Below are 16,878 nucleotides of genomic sequence, written 5' to 3' on the forward strand. Positions count from 1 at the left end.
AACGAAATTAGCGAGCATCGAGGTGTCCACGGGCTCGACGGGTGGTCGCGCAGCGGGTGCGTAAGCTGGTTGCCGGGGTTGCGGAAGCCGAAGGCGTCGCGGGCGATTTAGTGGCCACACTGCAACTCGCCGCCGAGGCAGGCGTCAAGCGCTGGGTCCTCACGCACAAGCTGGTCTGCCGCCCCCGCGCTGGCGGACGGGTGGGCCCCGCTGACCGTCCACCTGCTCTCCCCGGCTGGGCACCCGGCCGCCGTCACCGGCGACCTCGCGTCGTTCTGGCGCGAGGGCTACCGCGCCGTGCGGGCCGAGCTCCGCGGCCGCTACCCCCGCTACCCGTGGCCGGAGGACCCGGCTGCGGCCGAGCCGACCCGGCGGCTCAACGCGCCCAAGTAGCGGCAGGCTGCCTCGCACCGCCTGCCGCCGGCTGCATCGACGGGCGCTCCCCGGCCGGGGAGCGCCACGGGCAGCCCGGGGTCAGCCGCCACCCGAGCCGACCGAGGCCGAACCGCCGGAGGTCCAGCCGGAGTTGGGCTGCGGCCGATCGCGCGTGCTGCGCTCGGTGCGCAGCTCCACCACGACCCCAGCCGGGCCGAGCAGGGTCTCCAGCGCGTCGGCGAGCCGCTGCGGGTCGCCGACGAACGGGAGTGCGAGCCGCTCCCGGACGCCCTGCAGGACGAGTTCCAGCGCGAGCGTGGAGACGGCTGGCTTGTGGTCCCCCTGGTACGGCTCCACCACCTTGTGCGTCAGCCGCACCTCGCGCAGGGTCTTGACGGGTAGCCAGTCGTCCGGCCCGGCGGCCCGGACCAACCGCAGGGACGCGGGCACCCCGGCCGGCGCGAACTCCACCCGGAGGATGTCCCGGGCCCGGGAAAAGGCCAGCGCCGGCCAGCCGATCAGGTACTCCAGCCCGGCGATCACCCCCACCACCACGAACACGGTCGACGCGCGCGCCCCGGCCAGCGCCATCCAGAAGGCGACGAGCAGGGTCGGCACGCCCAGGGCAAGCGGAGTGGACAGCGCCGGCCCCGCCGAGGTCAGCGCGTTCCACGCCGGCCCGGCCGGGCCGGCGCGCAGGACCAGATCCGTCGAGTCGGGGCCTTGTCTCAGCAAGGGATCGGTGGCCATGCCTCCAGCGTAGGACCAGTCTGCAAGAGCGCCTCGACCATTCCGGGCCGATGGGGCACGACTTCTGACGGCCCGTAGCCCTCAGTCGGCGGGCGCGGCGGGCTTCCAGGGCTCGGACCACGGGTCGGGCCATTGCTCGGCGGCGGCCATCAGCGGGTAGAGGGTGGCGCCGTCCAGGCTCTCGCGGATGATGTCGGCGTGGCCGCCGTGGCGTGCGGTCTCCTCGATCAGGTGCAGCAGCACCCACCGCACCGACCACTCCTCAACGTCGGCGGGGAAGCACGGCACACCCCGGGGGACGGGAACGCTCTGGCCGAGGTCGGCGATGCCGGCGACGGCCTCGTCGGTCTCCCCGGTCGCCAGCTCGTAGTCGGCCGGCAGCCCGGCTAGGGTCTCGCCGGGCGAGGGCCGGAACTCGTTGTCGTCCGACTCGTCGGCCGCCCGCTGCAGGGCGCCGGAGCGCCGCAAGGCGAGGGCCGTCCAGCCAGCGCGCGGCGTGCTTGATCAGTTCGGCGATGCTCAGCTTACTGGCGGAGGGAGTGGCCCGGCCCTGCTCCTCGGTCAGGCCGTACGCGGGGATGCGCAGCAACTGCCGCTACCTGTCGAGGAAGGCGAGCCCGCGCAGACCCGCCCGAAGTACGCGTCGGCGTCGGCCGGCTCCATGTCCCATAGCGGTCGGCCGAACCACGTGCGGATCTGCTCCAATGGTGCGCAGGCCGTGGCGTCGCAATGGCATCGCGGCCGGGCTGCACGCGCGGCTTCTTGACGGCCTGCCGGTGGAGCGGGTGACGCTGACAATGCGCCCGGAGCCCGAGGCAGCGCCCGCGCAGTCGGCCTATGCGGCGTGGGGGTACCGGAAGGTGGGGCGGTCACATCCGTGGCCGGAGGCTCCGGTGTACGACGCCATGGTGTTGGAACTGCGGCCGGGAGCCACGCCCGGGACGTAATCCGACCCGGACAGCGTCGCAGTCGGCCGTCACGGCGTTGGCGAGGTCCCTCACGAGGTCAGTCAGCCTGGTACGTGTTCTGTTCGCGGGCCCTGCCGATGGCCCGGCGCGGCGAGTCGATGCGCACCGGACGGCTAGCTGTTGCGGGCCAGGAGGTTGTTTACGGTAGGGCGGCCGCGAAATGGTCGTCGGTTTGAGCCAATCGCAGCGTGATTCTTGTGACCTTCTGGTTGGCCGTGCTGATCTCGATCGTGGCGAGGGGATGTCCTCCTGGGGCGATGAGGTACACCGGTTTGTTGTTGACGGTGAGTCTGCAAGCCGCCTGAATGCGATGACGGAAGTGCACGGTCTCGGAGGCGATGTCGACAGCACCGATGACGGCGGTGCGGGCTCCGCGAGGCAGGAGTGCTGCGTCTGCGTCGCGGACGCTGTCGGGCGCGAGCAGCTGGATCATTCTGCGGGTATCCCCGGTTCGGGCTGCTGTCATGAAGGCTTCGACGATCTGCTGGTCCGGTCGACTGTTCCGCTCCGAGGCATACTCGCCGCTGCCGACGCGTTGTCGGGCCCTGCTGGCGTGTTTCTTGGCACTGGATACTGTCCCGCCCAGCACGTGCGCAATCTGGTCGAATGGCACAGAGAACAGGTCATGCAGGACGTACGCGACCCGTTGAGGCGGGGTCAACTGGTTCAACAAGACGATGAGCGCCCGGGAAACGTCCTCTGTGCGGAGGATTGCTTCGTCCGCGGCCAGTTCTGCGGCCGGGATGGCGTCCGCGAGCAGTGGCGCTTCGTCGCGACGGCGTCGGGCACGCAGCTCGTCCAAACAGACTCTGGCGGTGACAGTCGTGAGCCAGGCTGACGGGTTGTCAATCGATGGTGAGGATCGGGCAGTCATGGCCCGCAACCATGCCGTTTGGACGGCATCTTGGGCGCCATGAGCCGAGCCGAGCATGCGGTGGGCAGCCGACAGCAGATGCGGTCGTGCGGTCTCGAATTCTTCGACCGTGATCGGCATGGGTGTCACCTTTTCGGGCTGGCGGACGTCAGGACGGTCGGTTGAACCCATTCCTGTTCGCATCCCGAGGAGATGACAACGTCATGAGACTACAGATGGTGCGGTTCCGCACCGACAGCGGCACAGCTGCCGAGGTCCGGTCGCAACTCGCGAAGGTGTTCGCCGCCCTCCACGCGGCATCACCCCAGGGCGTGGTCTACACGGCGTACTCCAGTGACTCGGGGCCGGACTTCATCCTGACCCTCGAGATGGAGGAGGCAGCAGAGAATCCGTTGGCGGGACTGTCGCAAGCCGCTCAGCTGCGAGACCTGATCAGCCGAGCTGTGGGAGCGCCGGTTCCACCAGAACCGTTTACCGTCGTGGGGTCGTACCACTCATGAGCTCCGTACTGGTCATCGCCACTGTTGGGTGCGTAGTCGCGAACGCGTTCATTGCGATCGCGGACTACGCGCGGGCACCGTTCGTGCTGGCGAACTCCGCAGAGGTTCGACTCCCCCCAGCTGCACTGCCGTACCTGGCGACCCTCAAACTCGCGGGCGCTGTCGGCCTTCTCGGGGGACTTCTCGGGGTCCACTGGCTGGGCCTGGCGGCAGGAGTCGGCTTGACCGCGTTCTTCATCGGCGCGGTCCTGGCTCACGTCCACGCACGTGTCTTCTACAACATCGCTTTCCCGGGCGGCTACCTGCTACTCGCAGTCGCCAGCACCAGCTTCTTCGTGGGCAAGCTATGACCCACGCCAACGCGCCCCTCTCCGCGGAAGGCCGCCGCCGGTTGATCGAACGCTGTAAGACGCGTCCGATTGCGCACGTCGCCGCGGAGATGGGCATCTCCCGCGCATGCGCGTCCAAGTGGGTGAACCGCTGGCGTAAGCACGGCGACATAAGGCTGCTCGACCGGTCCTCGACGCCGCACCATCAGCCGAGCGCGACCAGCGCCGACATCGCGCAGCGAATCGAGGCTACGCGACGGGAGTGCAAGTGGCCGGCGTCACGGATCACATTCGAACTCAACGACACCGGCGTGATGGTCAGTCACCGCACCGTCACCAGGTTGCTCGCACACCTCGGCCTGCACGGGCGCAGGTTCATCGACCCCGACGGCGATACGAACCGCAAGCCAAGAACGATCGTCGCGAAGCGTCCCGGCCACATGATCCACGTCGATGTGAAGAAGGTCGGGCGCATCCCGGACGGCGGCGGTCGGCGCGCCCACTACAACTACCACCGGCCCCACGGCGCTGCTAGCGGTAAGCCGCCAGCAGCCGCGGTCGACCGACGCTGCCACCAACGTCATGGCCGCCTCATACAGCCGGCGTCGGCCAGGACCTTGGCAACGGCGGTGTCCCAGGACGGCCGACAACACCGCCGCGCGGGCGATACGGTGCTGGCTCAACTCGGGGTCCTCTCGCTGGACGCGGGCCCGTCACCGGGGCGGCGGCCGAGCCCGCACATCGTATCGACCCCGCCGGGCCCGACCCGAACGCTTACGGTGCGGCGCAGTGAGCAGGACGGCGCAGCGGCCCGGAAGGGCCGGGGTCTCGCTTAGTTCGCCGACGTGGCAGAGCCACCGCAGGTAAAGGCGGTCCCCCGTGGCAGGTTCAGCGGGGCGCCCGTCCGTGTGCTCCACAGTGAGGCCGACAGCGCGGGCCTGCTCCCCCAGGCAGGGTGCGTGCGCTGCCGCGAGGCCTGTGTGGGGACGACCAGCCGTCCGCCCATGGCCAGGACGCGGAGGTCTGACGATGCGGCAGTCCGCGCGCCGGACGGCCGCCCGGCGCGCGGAACGGATGACCCGTGCGGCGTACCCACGAGACACTGAGTCGCGTCGCCCAGCTCGCTGTTGTAACGGTCCCGCGTCGACAGGAGGCGCTACTGTGACGGCTCGTCTGATGCCCGCCGAGTCTTGGAGCAGTCCCGATGAGCAGCGGCGCATTCCGCTGGCGGCGCGGATGTGCCGCCGCCCGCTGGTGCTGCACGAGCCGACGGTGCGCCTAGGGCTGGCGAACCGGAAGCTGGCGTCGGCGGCTGCCCGGATCTGTGTGTCCTCGGAGTCGACGCTGGCGTTGCTGTCGGAGTCGGCACGAGCAGCTTGCCGTGTGACGGGCAATCCGGTGCGGCCGGAGGTCCTGTCCGGGCACGCGGCCAAAGCGGTTGAGGCGCTGGGGCTGGTGGGCTTCGCCGGGCAGTTGCCGACGGTTTACGTCACGGGTGTTGCGCAGGGCTCGCAGCAGATCAACGAGCTGGTGGGCGAGGTGCTGCCGTGGCTGCTGCAACAGGCGAACGTGGTCCATCAGTGCGGCCCGGCTCATGTGGAGGGCTGCGGGTGCGGGCGGCCGGGCTGCCCGGCGAGCTGGCCGGGCGGTACTACCTGGCCGGGTACGTCGGTGCGGAGCTGCCGGACGTGCTCGCGCTGGCCGACGTGGTGATCTGGCGCAGCGGTGCGGGGACACTGGCGGAGCCGGCGGAGCTGACGGCGCTGGGCGAGCCCGCGGTGTTCGTGCCGCTGGCCTCGGCGGCGGGCAACGAGCAGGCGCACAAGGCGCGCCACATGCAGGAGGCCGGGGCCGCGCTCGAAGGCGAGGTGACGGGGGCCTGGGTGCGGGACGCGCTGGGCCCGCTCCTGGCCGAGGCGCACCTGCGGCAGGTGATGGCGGAGCGGGCCCGTGCGCACGGTCGTCCGGACGCGGCCGACCGGCTTGTCGCCGAGATCCTGGCCGCCGCCGCGTCCGGCTGAGGGGCGTCAGCCGATGTGCAGCGCCGTCCCCGCCGAGATGAGGACGGCGCACTCGTTGAACGCCTCTTGGTCCTGCCCTATCGGATCGGGGACGTCCCGGTCGCGCAGGTAGAGGGCGAGCTTGGACTGGTTGCTCTCGCCGCAGACGTCGATGAGGACGTCGCGCACGTGGGTGTCCATCGCCACGATGGTGTCGGCCCAGTCCATCATCTCCAGGGTGACCTGACGCGCGCGGTGCGTAGTGAGATCGAGGCCGAGCCGGCCGGCGGCTTTGACCATGGCCTCATTCCCTAGGAGGCGTCTGCTATGGCGCTCGGTCAGCACCCGGACGAACCCGCCAACCCGGCTCTCGCCGAGTTGAGCGATGCGTCCCAGCTCAGCCGCAACGAACTCGCCCAGCTCGTCAACGTCAAGGTGCAGCGGGCCGGGCACACGTGCTCCTACACCCGCGCCAGCGTCGCGAACTGGATAGCCCGCGGAATGATCCCCAAGCCCTCAGTTCCGGAGTTCATCGCCCAGGTACTGGCCGACCGGCTAGGACGCCCAGTCAGCCCGGCCGAAATAGGCATGCCCGAGATCTGGGCAAGGCCCGGCCAGGTGGGGCTGGACTTCCCCCGCGACACCCAAGAAGCCGTCCGTACCGCCACTCGATTCTGGAGCACCCTGCACCGCCGTCAGTTCCTCGCCACTTCAAGCGGCTTCGCCGTCAGCGCCTACAGCACACCGATCGCCCGGTGGCTCGCCGTGCCCACCGACTCGGACGCCACCCACCCCGGCGCCCGCCGTGTCGGCCGGCACGATCTGGACGACTTGTGGGCAGCCGCTGCTCACGCCCAGCACCAAAGGGGCATCGAGATGATCTCGAAGCTCTGAGCGCTGGGCCCTCGTATTTCAGGGGACACGAGCACCGTTCTGCCAGCGGCAGAACACCGGCCGGACCGGGCTCGACGATCACTACAGTCCAGTCTCATGACGACCATTACGACGCGTACGGTCGAGTACCCGGCCGACGGTTTGACGATGATCGGGCACCTCGCGCTCCCGGCCGGTATCGACCGACGACCCGCGGTGCTGCTCGGACCAGAGGGCATGGGGCTCAGCAACGTCGAGCGCCGCCGGGCCGATGCTCTCGCCGAGCTGGGATACGTAGCGCTGGCCTTCGACCTACACGGCGGGCGCTATTTGGGTGACCCCGAGGAGATGCTGGCCCGTTGCATACCGCTGCTCTCTGATCCCGACCGGATGCGGGGCATCGGCCATGCGGCGCTCGACGTGTTGCGCACCGAATCGCGGGCCGACCCCGACCGGATCGCCGCCATCGGCTACGGCACCGGAGGCGCCGTCGGGCTGGAACTCGGGCGCGACGGCGTCAACCTGCGCGCGATCGGGACAGTCAACGCACTGACCACGGGCCGACCGGGCGAGTCAGCGCGCATTCGCTGCCCGGTGTGGGCCGGCGTCGGGTCGGAAGACCCGATCATGCCGCCCGCACAACGGAACGCGTTCACCACCGAGATGCAGGCCGCAGGCGTCGACTGGCGCCTCGCGGTCTACGGCGGCGCCTTGCACGCCTTCCACCACCCGCCGGTCGACCACCCCACGGTCCCCGGCGTCGGCTACCACCCACAGCACGCGCAGCGAGCCTGGCGCGACGTCGTCGACCTGCTCGCCGAGTGCCTGCCCGTGACGGAAGATCTGCGGGCATGACCCAGGCAAACAGCCTGGCGCCAGGCCTGGTCCGCGTCGGCCACTCACAGTCCCCTCCCCTCAAGTCCCCATAGCAGAACCACATTCGGGCGGATGCTCGATCCCGGAGACGCGTTCGCAACTGCCGCAGTAGGTACCGGATTTACTGCGACGGAGCCCCAGCCGTGATCCTCGCGACCTGCGGCGGTCCGTTCTGGCCGCCAGGGCGAGGTCTACGCATGTACTGCGGCCTCACTGTGCTGACCACGTGCGAAGTCGCATCAAGATCAACTCATTGCCCCTTTGGCGTGTATCTCGGCTGGACCCCATCTGCACCAAGCCGGTCGACGGTCAGCCACGAACAGCGTCCACAACCTCGCCCACCAAGCCGCCTGGCAAGGCGACCACACCACCGCCACCCACATCCTCAACCACGCCCTGACCCGCGCCCACAACCCCGCCGCACGCTGCCTGCTCCAACTGCGCCTCGCCCGCACCCTCGCCGCGCCGGCCCTGCGGTGCTTGAGCGGGGAACGCTGGCGGGTCTTCCCCTCGATCTGCTCGGTGATGCGGTACACGTCGTCCGCGACCATCCCTTCGAGGTTGGCTGCGAACGCCTCTCCGTTTCGGTGCCCACACCCGGACATCAGGTCGATGATGACGACGAGAGCCTTGGACCCGACCTCTTTGAGCGCGTGGATCTCCTCCAGCGTGGGGATGGTGATCCGGTTGGGGATGTACTCCGGTGGGATGACGCCCTGGAAGGAGTCGTCGGCATCCCCGAACAGCAGTGGCGGGACCTCCTGCCACACCTGACCTGGCGCCCCTCGTGCGACCCGTAGGCGGTCGAGGGAGTCAGCCGACCGCGACGGCGTTCCGGGCGCCGTCGAGTTCGTCGGACCAGGCGGGTCCGGCGAAGGCGCTCCCGTACAACCGGGCGCAGCTGCGCTGGTGTTCGACGTAGGCCGCGCGCAGCCGGGCGGCGTAGTGGGCGCACAGCGCACGGGGCGCCGCGGTCCCCCGCACAGCCGCGTCGATGACGGCGGCGGCGAGGATGCCCGTACGCAGGGCCTGCGCGGTTCCGGTGCCGCTGAGGGGGTCGTAGCGGATGGCTCCGGCGCCCAGCAGCAGCCGGCCCGGGGCGTCCCCGGCGGGTGCCGTCGCGGGGGCCGGGTGCAGCAGCGGGGCGGCCGGGACGGCGGCGGCGGACCGGGGCGGGTGGCGCAGGAGCGGCCCGAGACCGGTCTCGGTGGCCAGCCGGGCGAGCAGGGCGATGGGGTCCCCGGCCGGACCGGGCACCATGGCCTGTACGAGGGCGGCGCCGCGCCCCAGCGGGGTGAGCTGCGCCCAGCCCGCTTCGGCGGTGCCGAGGACGGCGGTGCGCTCGTCGGCACCGGGGCGCAGCGGGGCCGTCCCGGCCAGCAACCGCCGCCGCCCGGCGGCCCGTTCGGGCACCGCACGGGCGGTCACCACCCAGCCGGGCGGTCCCTCCGGCGGATCCGTGCGCCCCTCGTCCATGCCGTGCTCCGCCAGCCGCTCCCGCATGCGGACGGCCACCTCGGCTCCGTCCACCACCCGGCTGGCCTGCGCGAACCGGGTCGGCGGCCCGTCGCCCCAGCTTACGTGACGGTGCGTCACCTCCCAGGCCCCGTCGAGGAGTCCCGGACCCCACAGGGAGTCCAGCAGCTCCAGGGCCGGCCCGGCGAGCAGCAGCGGCCGAGCCCCCGTGGCGCCCGCCCCCGCCGTGCCCGGCCCGGGCGGCGGCAGCCGGACCCGGTGCCCGCGCCCGGCCAGTAGCCGGGCGCAGGTCAGCTCCGCCAGTCCGGCCCCGCCGATCTCGACGGGGCGGCTCATCCCTGAAGGTCCAACACGTCCAGCAGAGCCGCGGTTTCGAACTGCTGACTATTCGTCACGTCCCTCAGGTTCCCGTCGAGTTCCCGAATGGCGGCCAGGGTCTCGATCGCCGCGATGGCCGCTTCCCTGGTGGCCTGACCGTCGGCGAGCTCGGGCGGCAGCTCGCCCGCGCCCGGCGCGAAGGCCGAGGGCAGGGTGAAGCGGGGCGCGATGCCGCGGGTGGCGAGGAGGTGGTTGATCTCGTGGAGGTTCTCCATCGTGACCCGGGCCTGGCCGATCAGCAGACCACCGGCCTGGTCGCCGAGTGCGAAGGTGGCTTGCAGGGTGCCGAGCAGTGCCGCGTAGTACCGGTCGCTGAGGTCGAGCAGCGTCCGGCCCAGCTCGTCCTGCGGGCCCGGCCGCCGCAGGGGTCGCAGGTACACGAGGGGATCGAGGCCCACCAAGTGCTCCTTCACCGCGGTGAACCGACGGAAGTGCTCCTCGCCCTCGTCGATGACGAGCTTGATCAGGTGGGCCAGCCTGTCGGCCTCGGGGAACACGTCCGGCTGCTTGATGATGCTCCGGTGCAGCTGGACGTACATGCCGTCGAGGCCGGTGCCCACCTGCTGGCTGGGGGCCTCCACGTCGATGAACCACTGCAGTTGCGCGGGTGTCAGCGGGCGGAGCTCGAAGGGGTGGACCGTGTCGCGCACGATCTCCGCCGCCCGCCCGACGACGGGCTTCTCACCCAGGGTGCCGAGGGCCTCGTTCACCCAGCGCAGGTGCCGCATCTCGTCGACCGCGACCTCGAACACCTCGAAGGCCGCGGCGTGGATCCGCCGCATCAGCCGACTCGCCGAATCCGGCAGCTCCCTGGGCGCGTTGAGCGAGTAGTGCGCGTACAGGTACTCCACGCTCAGTGCGTGCTCGACGGTGGCGAGTGACTTGAGCCTGCTGATCACGGTCGCCCGGTCGAGGAGCGGGATGTCGGGCGGCACCGGGTTGCCGATGCTGTCGTCCTCGCGGTCGTTGAGCACCACGGGCAGCACCTGCCAGTCGGAGATCAGCCGGGGGTAGCCGAGCTCCAGCCGCCTGCGCGGGCTGCCGAGGTCCAGTGCGTCCGTGTCGAGGTCCGGGACCGGTGTGCGGTCCGCGCGCAGGAAGTTCATCTGCGGGATGCTCTCGTCGGCGTTGCCGGCGACGTCGGGTTTCGAGGCGGCCCAGTAGAAGCAGCCGCAGTCACGGAAGTCGTACTGCCAGGGGGCGCACAGGCTGCGGGTGAGGTCTCCCGGCCGGTACACCTCCGGGTCGATAGCCCCGTTCTCGTCCAGGTACCGGGCCCGGTCCGAGACCAGCACGGCCAGCTGGAACCGGCCGTCGAGGGCACGGCGGACGAAGCTCTCACCGCTCATGCGCAGGGCGTTGAGGTTGCCGACCGCGGCGGCTCCGAGCGTGGCGACGGTTGTCTGGCGCCCCAACAGGAGTACGGCGATCCGGCCCGGCAGCAGATCGTGCACCTGCCGCCAGACATCCAGGCCGTCGCGTTCACGGCAGTCGACCGGCTCGACCTGGGCGTCGGTCTGGTCCACCCGGGTCCGGCCGCACACGGCCCCGATGAAGACCTGGTTGTCGCCCGTCAGGTCCGCCGTGGTCAGCCTGTGGGCGGCGGCCACCCCGCCGGTCACCTCCAGCGCCCGGGAACCGTTGTAGCGGTGGAAGTCGAAGAGCATCCCGGGGAAGAAGGCCTTGTCGAGGTTGCGCTGGTCCAACTCGAGCCCCGGGAAGCAGTTGTCGACCCCGCTCTCCGGGCGGGTGTTGGAGGGGTTGCCGCGTACGACGTGGTCGGCCCGCGCGGTGAGGTTGCGCGGGAGGATCTTCCCAGTGGGAGTCGGCAGGTCGGGCATGGACGGGCTCCTTCGGGCCTTCAGGCGGTGCTGGCACTGCTCGTGAGCGGGACCGCCGCGGACCGCTGCTCGAAGAACTCGGGCGCGGCCTGGCCGAGTTCGACGTAGGCGCGCAGGCAGAAGGACAGCCAGCCGCGGATGTAGTCGCAGCCGGGCCGGCCCCGTCGGCTGACCTCGTGGTAGCAGCCGCCGCCGCACAGGTAGCGGGCCCAGCAGGACCGGCAGGGCTCCTGCCGGTCCACGTGGCGTTCGGCCAGGTGCCGTTGACGGGCGGCGGTGTCGGGTCCGGCGGCCAGTGAGCCCATGGCGAAGGCGGGGTCGTCGACCAGCCGGTGGCAGGCGTAGAGGCCCCCTTCCGCGGAGGCGCTGAGGTAGCCCGCGCCGGCCCCGCAGGGGTAGGGGCGGTGGGCGCCCCGGTGCAGCTGCTCCATGGCGGTCTGGAAGTTGCCGAACGGGTAGGCGCGGCCGGCCGACAGCTCCGCAAGGGCCCGTTCGCCGCAGGCGGTCATCTGCTCGAGGAAGCCCGCGAAGGCCTCGGTGGTGATCTCGTACGCGGGGTCCGGGGCACTGACCACCGCACCGAACCCGACCTCGTCGAAGCCGAGCGCGATGCCGTGCTCCAGGATGTCCAGGAGGCGGCCGGTGTACGGGGTGACGCTGACGCGCGCCGAGAGGTGGCGGGGGCGGCCGTGGCGGGCGAGCGTGTCGAGCCCGGCCCGCAGCCGGTCGTATGCGCTGGCTCCGCCGGGCGCCCTGCGCAGGGCGTCGTGGCCGGTCCGGTCGCCGTCCAGGCTGACCGTGACGGTGAACGGGTGCTCCGCGAACAGAGCCGCGTCGTCGGGCCGTACGGTCGTCAGGTTGGTGGTGAGCGCGAAGCGGACCCGGTGCCCGGTGGTGGCCCCCGCCCGGACGGCGTACCGGACCACCTCGTGCACCAGGTCGCGGGCGAGCAGCGGTTCGCCGCCCATGAAGCCCACGACGACGTCCGAGCCGGGCGCCGCCTCGGCCAGCAGCCGGTCCACCGCCGCGTACGCGGTGGCCCGAGGCATCGCCCGGGCGCTTCCCCCGAACCGGCCCTCGTCGGCGTAGCAGTGACCGCAGCTCAGATTGCAGGCCTGCATCACGTTGAGGGAGATCGAGGACAGCGGAGGCGGTGCGAGGGGAGTGCCGTCGATCCTCGGTGCCCCCCAGAGCGGGAGGTCCAGCGTGCGCCCCAGCTCGTCGAGGGAGCCCTCCGAGGCGGAGAGCCACTCCTCCAGCCGGACCGCCGTCGCCTCGGGCAGGTCGTACAGACGGCTGCCGTCGGCAACGAAGAGATGGGCCCCGTGCGCACTCCGGAAGGCCCGCACCTGCGCTCCGGGCCCGGCCGGCAGCGGGCTCGTGGCTTGTGCCGGGACGTCCGGGGGCCGCCGCCCGATCTGCAGAAGTACGGTCACGTGCCCGGCTCCGTCCTGTCACGCAGGCCCTGGGCCCAGGCGGTCAGCAGGTCGTACTGCCGTCGGGTCAGGTGCAGCGGTCCAGCGTCGGCACCGCGCATCCCGATCGGCATGCGGCGGTCGGTGTAGCTGGGCGGCAGGTCCTCGGCCGGTGGCCGTACCACGCGGTCGAGCAGATCGGGCTGCTCACGCACCATGTCTTCCAGAGCCTCGAGGGCCACGAAGCGGCGGTGGCGCCGTCGACCGCGGTCGGTGAGCGCGAGGAGAACGCCGGTCAGCGGTTCGGGAACCGTCCACGCGACCCCTTCGTAGGTGTCGAGGACGCGCTGGTTCTGCACGTCCACGTTCATGTTGCCCATCGTTTCGAGGACCCGTTCGAAGAGATCACGGATCTCCAGCGCGGTCTGTCCCTCGTCGGCGATGTAGGAGGGGTCGCTCACTTCGGCGCGCTTGACCCGGTCGGCGAGTCCGTCCGCGAGGGAGACGAAGGGCCTGCGGTCCGGTGCGAAGTCGGGCGGGCTGACCACGATGCGGGCGGTGGCGGTGAGACCTCCGGGCAGGGTCACGGCGACCGTGCCGTCGCAGACGTCGTCGACCATGCCCAGGCTGGCCTGGATCTGCCGCTCCGCGCCCGCGAACAGGCCGGGGGGCGAGGTCCGTTCATCGTCGCTGATGTCACTGAGCCTCAACCGGCACCACGGCGCGGCCGGATTGAGGATGAGCCGCTCCTGCGGGAGCTGGTACCCGGTGTTCGCGGCGAGCTCGGCCAGGTTCGTCGGCCCGTACACGAACCCTTTCCCCGGGGTGAACCGCAGCCGGAGCTCGGGGAGTTCGGCGTTCGGCGCGGGCACCTGGACCGAGCCGAGCGGGAGGGACTTGCCGGCCGGGACGAGCGGGTTGGCGGTGCCCTGCGGAGAGTGCCCGGCGAGCGGGTGCCGCTGGTGGTCGTCGCCACGGACCTCGGCCCGGGCCTCGACGCGGTCGTCCTGCTGCTGGGTGATGTGGTGGGCCTTGAGGTTGGCGACGGAGACCTGCCAGCGCACGTCGCCGAGGCCCAGCCCGAAGTCGGCGAGCACGTCGGCGGTGAGGACCCCCGTGCGCTGCTCGCCGTCGGCGGTGGTCCAGCTGCCGTGCACCTCGAAGAACGGGCACACCGGCCGCCAGCCGTCCGCGTCCTTGAACCGGACCTTCTGCGGTATCCGCGTGGTCAGGGTGCCGTCGGCGGCGAGGTCGAGGCTCTCCACCGGCTCCACGGTGGTCTTGCCCGTACCGCGCGGGGTCAGGTCGCTGGGTCCGTAGCGATAGTTGTCGCACGGCATCGGCGAGGAACCCAACCGGGCAATGGCGAGGGGTGGTTGAAGCCAGATACGGTCGATCACCGGCACCTCCCGGGCGTGCCGCCGGCGGGGCGGCGGCGTACGGCCGACCCCGGAGCGCGGTCCACCCCGTGCGGTAGAGTTACGGGACGTAATCAAACATACGAGTCTCGTCACCCTGTGTCACGCACGACACGGCGGGCCGCGGCCGGTCTCCGTCACCGGCGGGACGCGACCGCGCGTGCCGTCAGTCCGCCTCCGTGACGGTGCCGGACCAGGGGCCGGACGGGTGGCCGTCCGGCTCCATGCCCCAGGGCTCGCACCAAGGCGTTGCGGAACTCCTCCATCTGGCATCGCCTAAGCCCTCCTCCTTGAGGTCGGGTACATCACTCGCGTCTGCGGATCAGGATCGCCGTCGCTGACGGACGAGACGTCGTCGTACCTGCGTCCGCAAGGGAAGCTCGACCACGGTCTTGCGTGCGCAGGCGGCGGGACTTTGTCTTCACATCTGCGAGCGATCACCGGTGAGGTGGCCGCCGGCAGCCGAGTCCTTTGGCTCAAGGATGCCCGCGCGGGAGCCTGTCGGGCAGGCTACGACGCCTCTTCCCACCACACGGAGAACATCATGAGCGAGTTCGATGACGCCGTCCCGTACTACGCCACTTACCGGCCCGGCATCCCGAGGCTGCCGTCCGACTCCTCGGCCAGACGGTCGCCGCCAAGCAACATCCAATCCTCCTCGACCTTGGAACGGGTACGGGGCAAGTGCCCGCCGCCTTGCACGAGGCTTTCGCTCAGATCGACGCCGTCGAACGGGACCCCGGCATGCTTGCGGAGGCCAACAAGACCTTGACCGGTCTACCTGACACGACGGTTCGTCTGCACAACACGCCGACCGAGGAGTTCGTCCCGCCCCACGCCGAGTGGGCGACCGACAAGGTCACCGTCTGCCGCGCGTTCCACTGGATGGACCAGCCGAGGACAGCGCCCAGGGTGAGGCCGAGTTTCACATCGCCGAACCCGACACCTTGCCGGCTTCGGTCCTGAACGTCATAGTCGCCCCCTGGAGACAGCTGAAATCCTGCAGCCGCCCATCATGTCAATCACCGACCAGCGGCCCGCCGGGTGTCGCCAGGCGCGAGCTACCCCCGCCTGCCAGGGCTGCAGTGATCTTCAGGCGATCGCTAGCCTCGCTGCAGCTCGGCTTTGGCCTGGGCGAAAACATCTTTCACGATGGGCGCATCGGACCGCGACGCTTCACTCCCAGCGACCGTGAGATCGCAGGACACGCAGCCCGCACTGTCCGCACCGTCCTGACCGGGATCCGCTGATGACTCTCCGACCACAGCGACACCGCGACCGCCCCCCGTTACCTTCTTCGTGGCTCCGCTCTCAAACAGCCAGGCACGCCACCAGCCCGGACGTCAGCACCCCGCCAACATCATCAACAGAGTCCCGGCATTGCCCCTAAGCGGACTCTGTACGGCCCCCTCTCATCCCGCCGTGACCGCCGGCCTCGTCGGTGTCGCCCTGCACCTGTGCGTGTGAGCGCTCCGGCGCCTGCGCGCTCTGTGCCGTGGCGAGCGGGCCCAGATGCTGTGCGGCGCTGTCCAGCAGTCCGAGGTCGGCCTTGGTGTGCGCGATGGCGGCGTCGATCAGGACGGCGACCAGCGGCTGGTCGGCGTGGGCGCGGCGCTGCTGTGCCAGGCCCGCAAGCTCGGACAGGTACGTCTGCCGCTGTGAATCGATCAGCGTGGTCAGGGCCTGCGGGCCCAGCGCGACAGCGCCGAGGAGTTTCAGGAACAGCTCGTCGCGGAAGCCGCCGACGCGCACCCAGGCGGTGGTCGCCCATGAGCGCAGCTCGGCCTCGCCCGCCTCGGTGAGCGTGTAGAGGTTCTTGTCGGGCCGGTCGGTCTGCGTGACCTGCGAGCGCGAGACATAGCCGTCACGGACCAGCCGTTCGAGGATCTGGTAGAGGTGACCGATGTTCAGGCCACCCCACTGCGGGCCGACGGCCTCCTCGAACCGGGCCTTGAGTTCGTATCCGTGATTCGGTCGCCGGGTCAGCAGCGCGAGCACGGCGTGGTGGAGCGGCATATACGTCCCTTCTACATTGTGACAACATACCGCTGAATTGCCGCAATGTATGTGGCGCGATGTACGAGGGCGAGGCTGCATCAATGGCTGTGCGCGTGGCGTTACGCGGGGTGAGTCGCCGGTACCCCGGGCTGACCGCTCTGGACGAGGTCGACCTGGAGGTCGCGGCCGGCGAGGTGGTGATGCTGACCGGGCCGTCCGGCGCCGGCAAATCCACCGTCCTGCATGTGACGGGCGGCATGGACCAGCCCGACGAGGGGCACGTCGAGATCGACGGCACACAGCTGGTGCCCCGGGACCTGGACCGTCACCGGCGGCGTATCGGCTTCGTCTTCCAGCGCTTCCACCTGCTGCCCGCGCTGACCGTGCTGGACAACGTCCTCGCCCCCGTCCTGCCGCGCAGGGTGGACTTCGACCGGCGTGCGCGCGGCATGGAACTGCTCGAAGCTGTCGGCCTGGACCAGCGGGCCGACGCCCTGCCCTCGCAGTTGTCGGGCGGCCAGCAGCAACGCGTCGCCGTCGCACGCGCGTTGATCAACCGGCCGGGACTGCTACTGGCCGACGAGCCCACGGGCAACCTGGACAGCGTCATCGGGCGGGAGATCATCGACCTGCTGATGTCGCTGCGCGAGCGCTACGGGATGACGATGCTGATCGCAACCCACGATGCGGAAGTCGCCGCCAACGGCGACCGGGTGGTGCGTCTGCAGGACGGCAGGATCACCTCGGACCAGCGGGTCACACCGTCCGGCGACGTGCTGGACCGGCTGGGGGGCCTGCGCCCGTGAT

Annotated in this window: 16 protein-coding genes and 4 pseudogenes; 10 read left to right on the plus strand and 10 right to left on the minus strand. The window is 70.7% G+C overall.

What is annotated here, in order from left to right:
- Positions 1 to 183: 183 nt before the first annotated feature.
- Positions 184 to 393: pseudogene (locus OG933_RS01635) on the plus strand (ATP-dependent helicase C-terminal domain-containing protein); the annotation flags it as partial.
- Positions 394 to 474: 81 nt separating this feature from the next.
- Here OG933_RS01635 and OG933_RS01640 read toward each other — a convergent pair.
- Both OG933_RS01640 and OG933_RS01645 read right to left on the minus strand, forming a co-directional pair.
- Positions 475 to 1,125: a hypothetical protein gene (locus tag OG933_RS01640; RefSeq protein ID WP_405624914.1), complete on the minus strand. Its 651-nt coding sequence runs from the start codon at positions 1,123 to 1,125 to the stop codon at positions 475 to 477.
- An 81-nt stretch (positions 1,126 to 1,206) separates the two neighbouring features.
- Entirely contained in the window at positions 1,207 to 1,593 is a 387-nt protein-coding gene (locus OG933_RS01645; protein WP_405624915.1) for a DUF664 domain-containing protein, read from the minus strand.
- 239 nt (positions 1,594 to 1,832) lie between these two features.
- Here OG933_RS01645 and OG933_RS01650 point away from each other — a divergent pair.
- Positions 1,833 to 2,072 (plus strand): annotated as a pseudogene (locus OG933_RS01650) (GNAT family N-acetyltransferase); the annotation flags it as partial.
- 160 nt (positions 2,073 to 2,232) lie between these two features.
- Here the strand turns inward: OG933_RS01650 and OG933_RS01655 are convergent.
- Positions 2,233 to 3,087: a sigma-70 family RNA polymerase sigma factor gene (locus OG933_RS01655; RefSeq protein ID WP_405624916.1), complete on the minus strand. Its 855-nt coding sequence runs from the start codon at positions 3,085 to 3,087 to the stop codon at positions 2,233 to 2,235.
- An 83-nt stretch (positions 3,088 to 3,170) separates the two neighbouring features.
- On the opposite strand from OG933_RS01655, the gene OG933_RS01660 reads away from it, so the two are divergent.
- From OG933_RS01660 to OG933_RS01675, 4 genes and pseudogenes are all read left to right on the plus strand, one after another.
- On the plus strand, positions 3,171 to 3,467 hold the full coding sequence (locus tag OG933_RS01660; RefSeq protein WP_405624917.1) for a hypothetical protein: 297 nt from the start codon (positions 3,171 to 3,173) through the stop codon (positions 3,465 to 3,467).
- Positions 3,464 to 3,817, plus strand: coding sequence for a DoxX family protein (locus OG933_RS01665; protein ID WP_405624918.1), 354 nt, complete (start codon positions 3,464 to 3,466; stop codon positions 3,815 to 3,817). Before OG933_RS01660 ends, OG933_RS01665 begins: the two co-directional genes overlap by 4 nt.
- Positions 3,814 to 4,299: pseudogene (locus tag OG933_RS01670) on the plus strand (helix-turn-helix domain-containing protein); the annotation flags it as partial. The gene OG933_RS01665 and the pseudogene OG933_RS01670, both read left to right, overlap by 4 nt.
- 721 nt (positions 4,300 to 5,020) lie before the next feature.
- A pseudogene (locus tag OG933_RS01675) lies at positions 5,021 to 5,817 on the plus strand (UDP-N-acetylglucosamine--N-acetylmuramyl-(pentapeptide) pyrophosphoryl-undecaprenol N-acetylglucosamine transferase); the annotation flags it as partial.
- A 6-nt stretch (positions 5,818 to 5,823) separates the two neighbouring features.
- On the opposite strand, the gene OG933_RS01680 reads toward OG933_RS01675, so the two are convergent.
- On the minus strand, positions 5,824 to 6,096 hold the full coding sequence (locus tag OG933_RS01680; RefSeq protein ID WP_405624919.1) for a hypothetical protein: 273 nt from the start codon (positions 6,094 to 6,096) through the stop codon (positions 5,824 to 5,826).
- Positions 6,097 to 6,123: 27 nt separating this feature from the next.
- On the opposite strand from OG933_RS01680, the gene OG933_RS01685 reads away from it, so the two are divergent.
- Together OG933_RS01685 and OG933_RS01690 are read left to right on the plus strand one after the other, a co-directional pair.
- Positions 6,124 to 6,690 carry a hypothetical protein gene (locus OG933_RS01685; protein WP_405624920.1) on the plus strand — a complete coding sequence of 189 codons (567 nt, stop codon included), beginning with the start codon at positions 6,124 to 6,126 and terminating at the stop codon, positions 6,688 to 6,690.
- Positions 6,691 to 6,786: 96 nt separating this feature from the next.
- Positions 6,787 to 7,524, plus strand: coding sequence for a dienelactone hydrolase family protein (locus tag OG933_RS01690; RefSeq protein ID WP_405624921.1), 738 nt, complete (start codon positions 6,787 to 6,789; stop codon positions 7,522 to 7,524).
- Positions 7,525 to 7,790: 266 nt separating this feature from the next.
- Here the strand turns inward: OG933_RS01690 and OG933_RS01695 are convergent, their stop codons facing one another.
- From OG933_RS01695 to OG933_RS01715, 5 genes are read right to left on the minus strand one after another with little or no spacing between them, the layout of a single operon-like run.
- Positions 7,791 to 8,315 carry a hypothetical protein gene (locus OG933_RS01695; protein ID WP_405624922.1) on the minus strand — a complete coding sequence of 175 codons (525 nt, stop codon included), beginning with the start codon at positions 8,313 to 8,315 and terminating at the stop codon, positions 7,791 to 7,793.
- A 43-nt stretch (positions 8,316 to 8,358) separates the two neighbouring features.
- The gene (locus OG933_RS01700; protein ID WP_405624923.1) at positions 8,359 to 9,357 is read right to left on the minus strand and encodes a hypothetical protein; all 999 of its coding nucleotides are present in this window, start codon (positions 9,355 to 9,357) and stop codon (positions 8,359 to 8,361) included.
- Positions 9,354 to 11,240, minus strand: a complete 1,887-nt coding sequence (locus OG933_RS01705; protein WP_405624924.1) for a ferritin-like domain-containing protein — start codon at positions 11,238 to 11,240, stop codon at positions 9,354 to 9,356. The genes OG933_RS01700 and OG933_RS01705 overlap by 4 nt, the downstream gene beginning before the upstream one ends.
- Positions 11,241 to 11,260: 20 nt before the next feature.
- Positions 11,261 to 12,676, minus strand: a complete 1,416-nt coding sequence (locus OG933_RS01710) for a radical SAM/SPASM domain-containing protein (RefSeq protein WP_362531652.1) — start codon at positions 12,674 to 12,676, stop codon at positions 11,261 to 11,263.
- A complete protein-coding gene (locus OG933_RS01715) occupies positions 12,673 to 14,055 on the minus strand; it encodes a hypothetical protein (protein WP_405624925.1) in 1,383 nt (460 codons plus the stop codon). Before OG933_RS01715 ends, OG933_RS01710 begins: the two co-directional genes overlap by 4 nt.
- Before the next feature lie 669 nt (positions 14,056 to 14,724).
- On the opposite strand from OG933_RS01715, the gene OG933_RS01720 reads away from it, so the two are divergent.
- The gene (locus OG933_RS01720) at positions 14,725 to 15,039 is read left to right on the plus strand and encodes a class I SAM-dependent methyltransferase (protein ID WP_405633187.1); all 315 of its coding nucleotides are present in this window, start codon (positions 14,725 to 14,727) and stop codon (positions 15,037 to 15,039) included.
- A gap of 420 nt (positions 15,040 to 15,459) precedes the next feature.
- Here the strand turns inward: OG933_RS01720 and OG933_RS01725 are convergent, their stop codons facing one another.
- Positions 15,460 to 16,089, minus strand: coding sequence for a PadR family transcriptional regulator (locus OG933_RS01725; RefSeq protein ID WP_405624926.1), 630 nt, complete (start codon positions 16,087 to 16,089; stop codon positions 15,460 to 15,462).
- 83 nt (positions 16,090 to 16,172) lie between these two features.
- On the opposite strand from OG933_RS01725, the gene OG933_RS01730 reads away from it, so the two are divergent.
- The gene (locus OG933_RS01730; RefSeq protein WP_405624927.1) at positions 16,173 to 16,877 is read left to right on the plus strand and encodes an ABC transporter ATP-binding protein; all 705 of its coding nucleotides are present in this window, start codon (positions 16,173 to 16,175) and stop codon (positions 16,875 to 16,877) included.
- Position 16,878 lies beyond the last annotated feature (1 nt).

The organism is Streptomyces sp. NBC_00016, from assembly GCF_045040885.1.
GTDB classification, from domain to species: domain Bacteria; phylum Actinomycetota; class Actinomycetes; order Streptomycetales; family Streptomycetaceae; genus Streptomyces; species Streptomyces coriariae.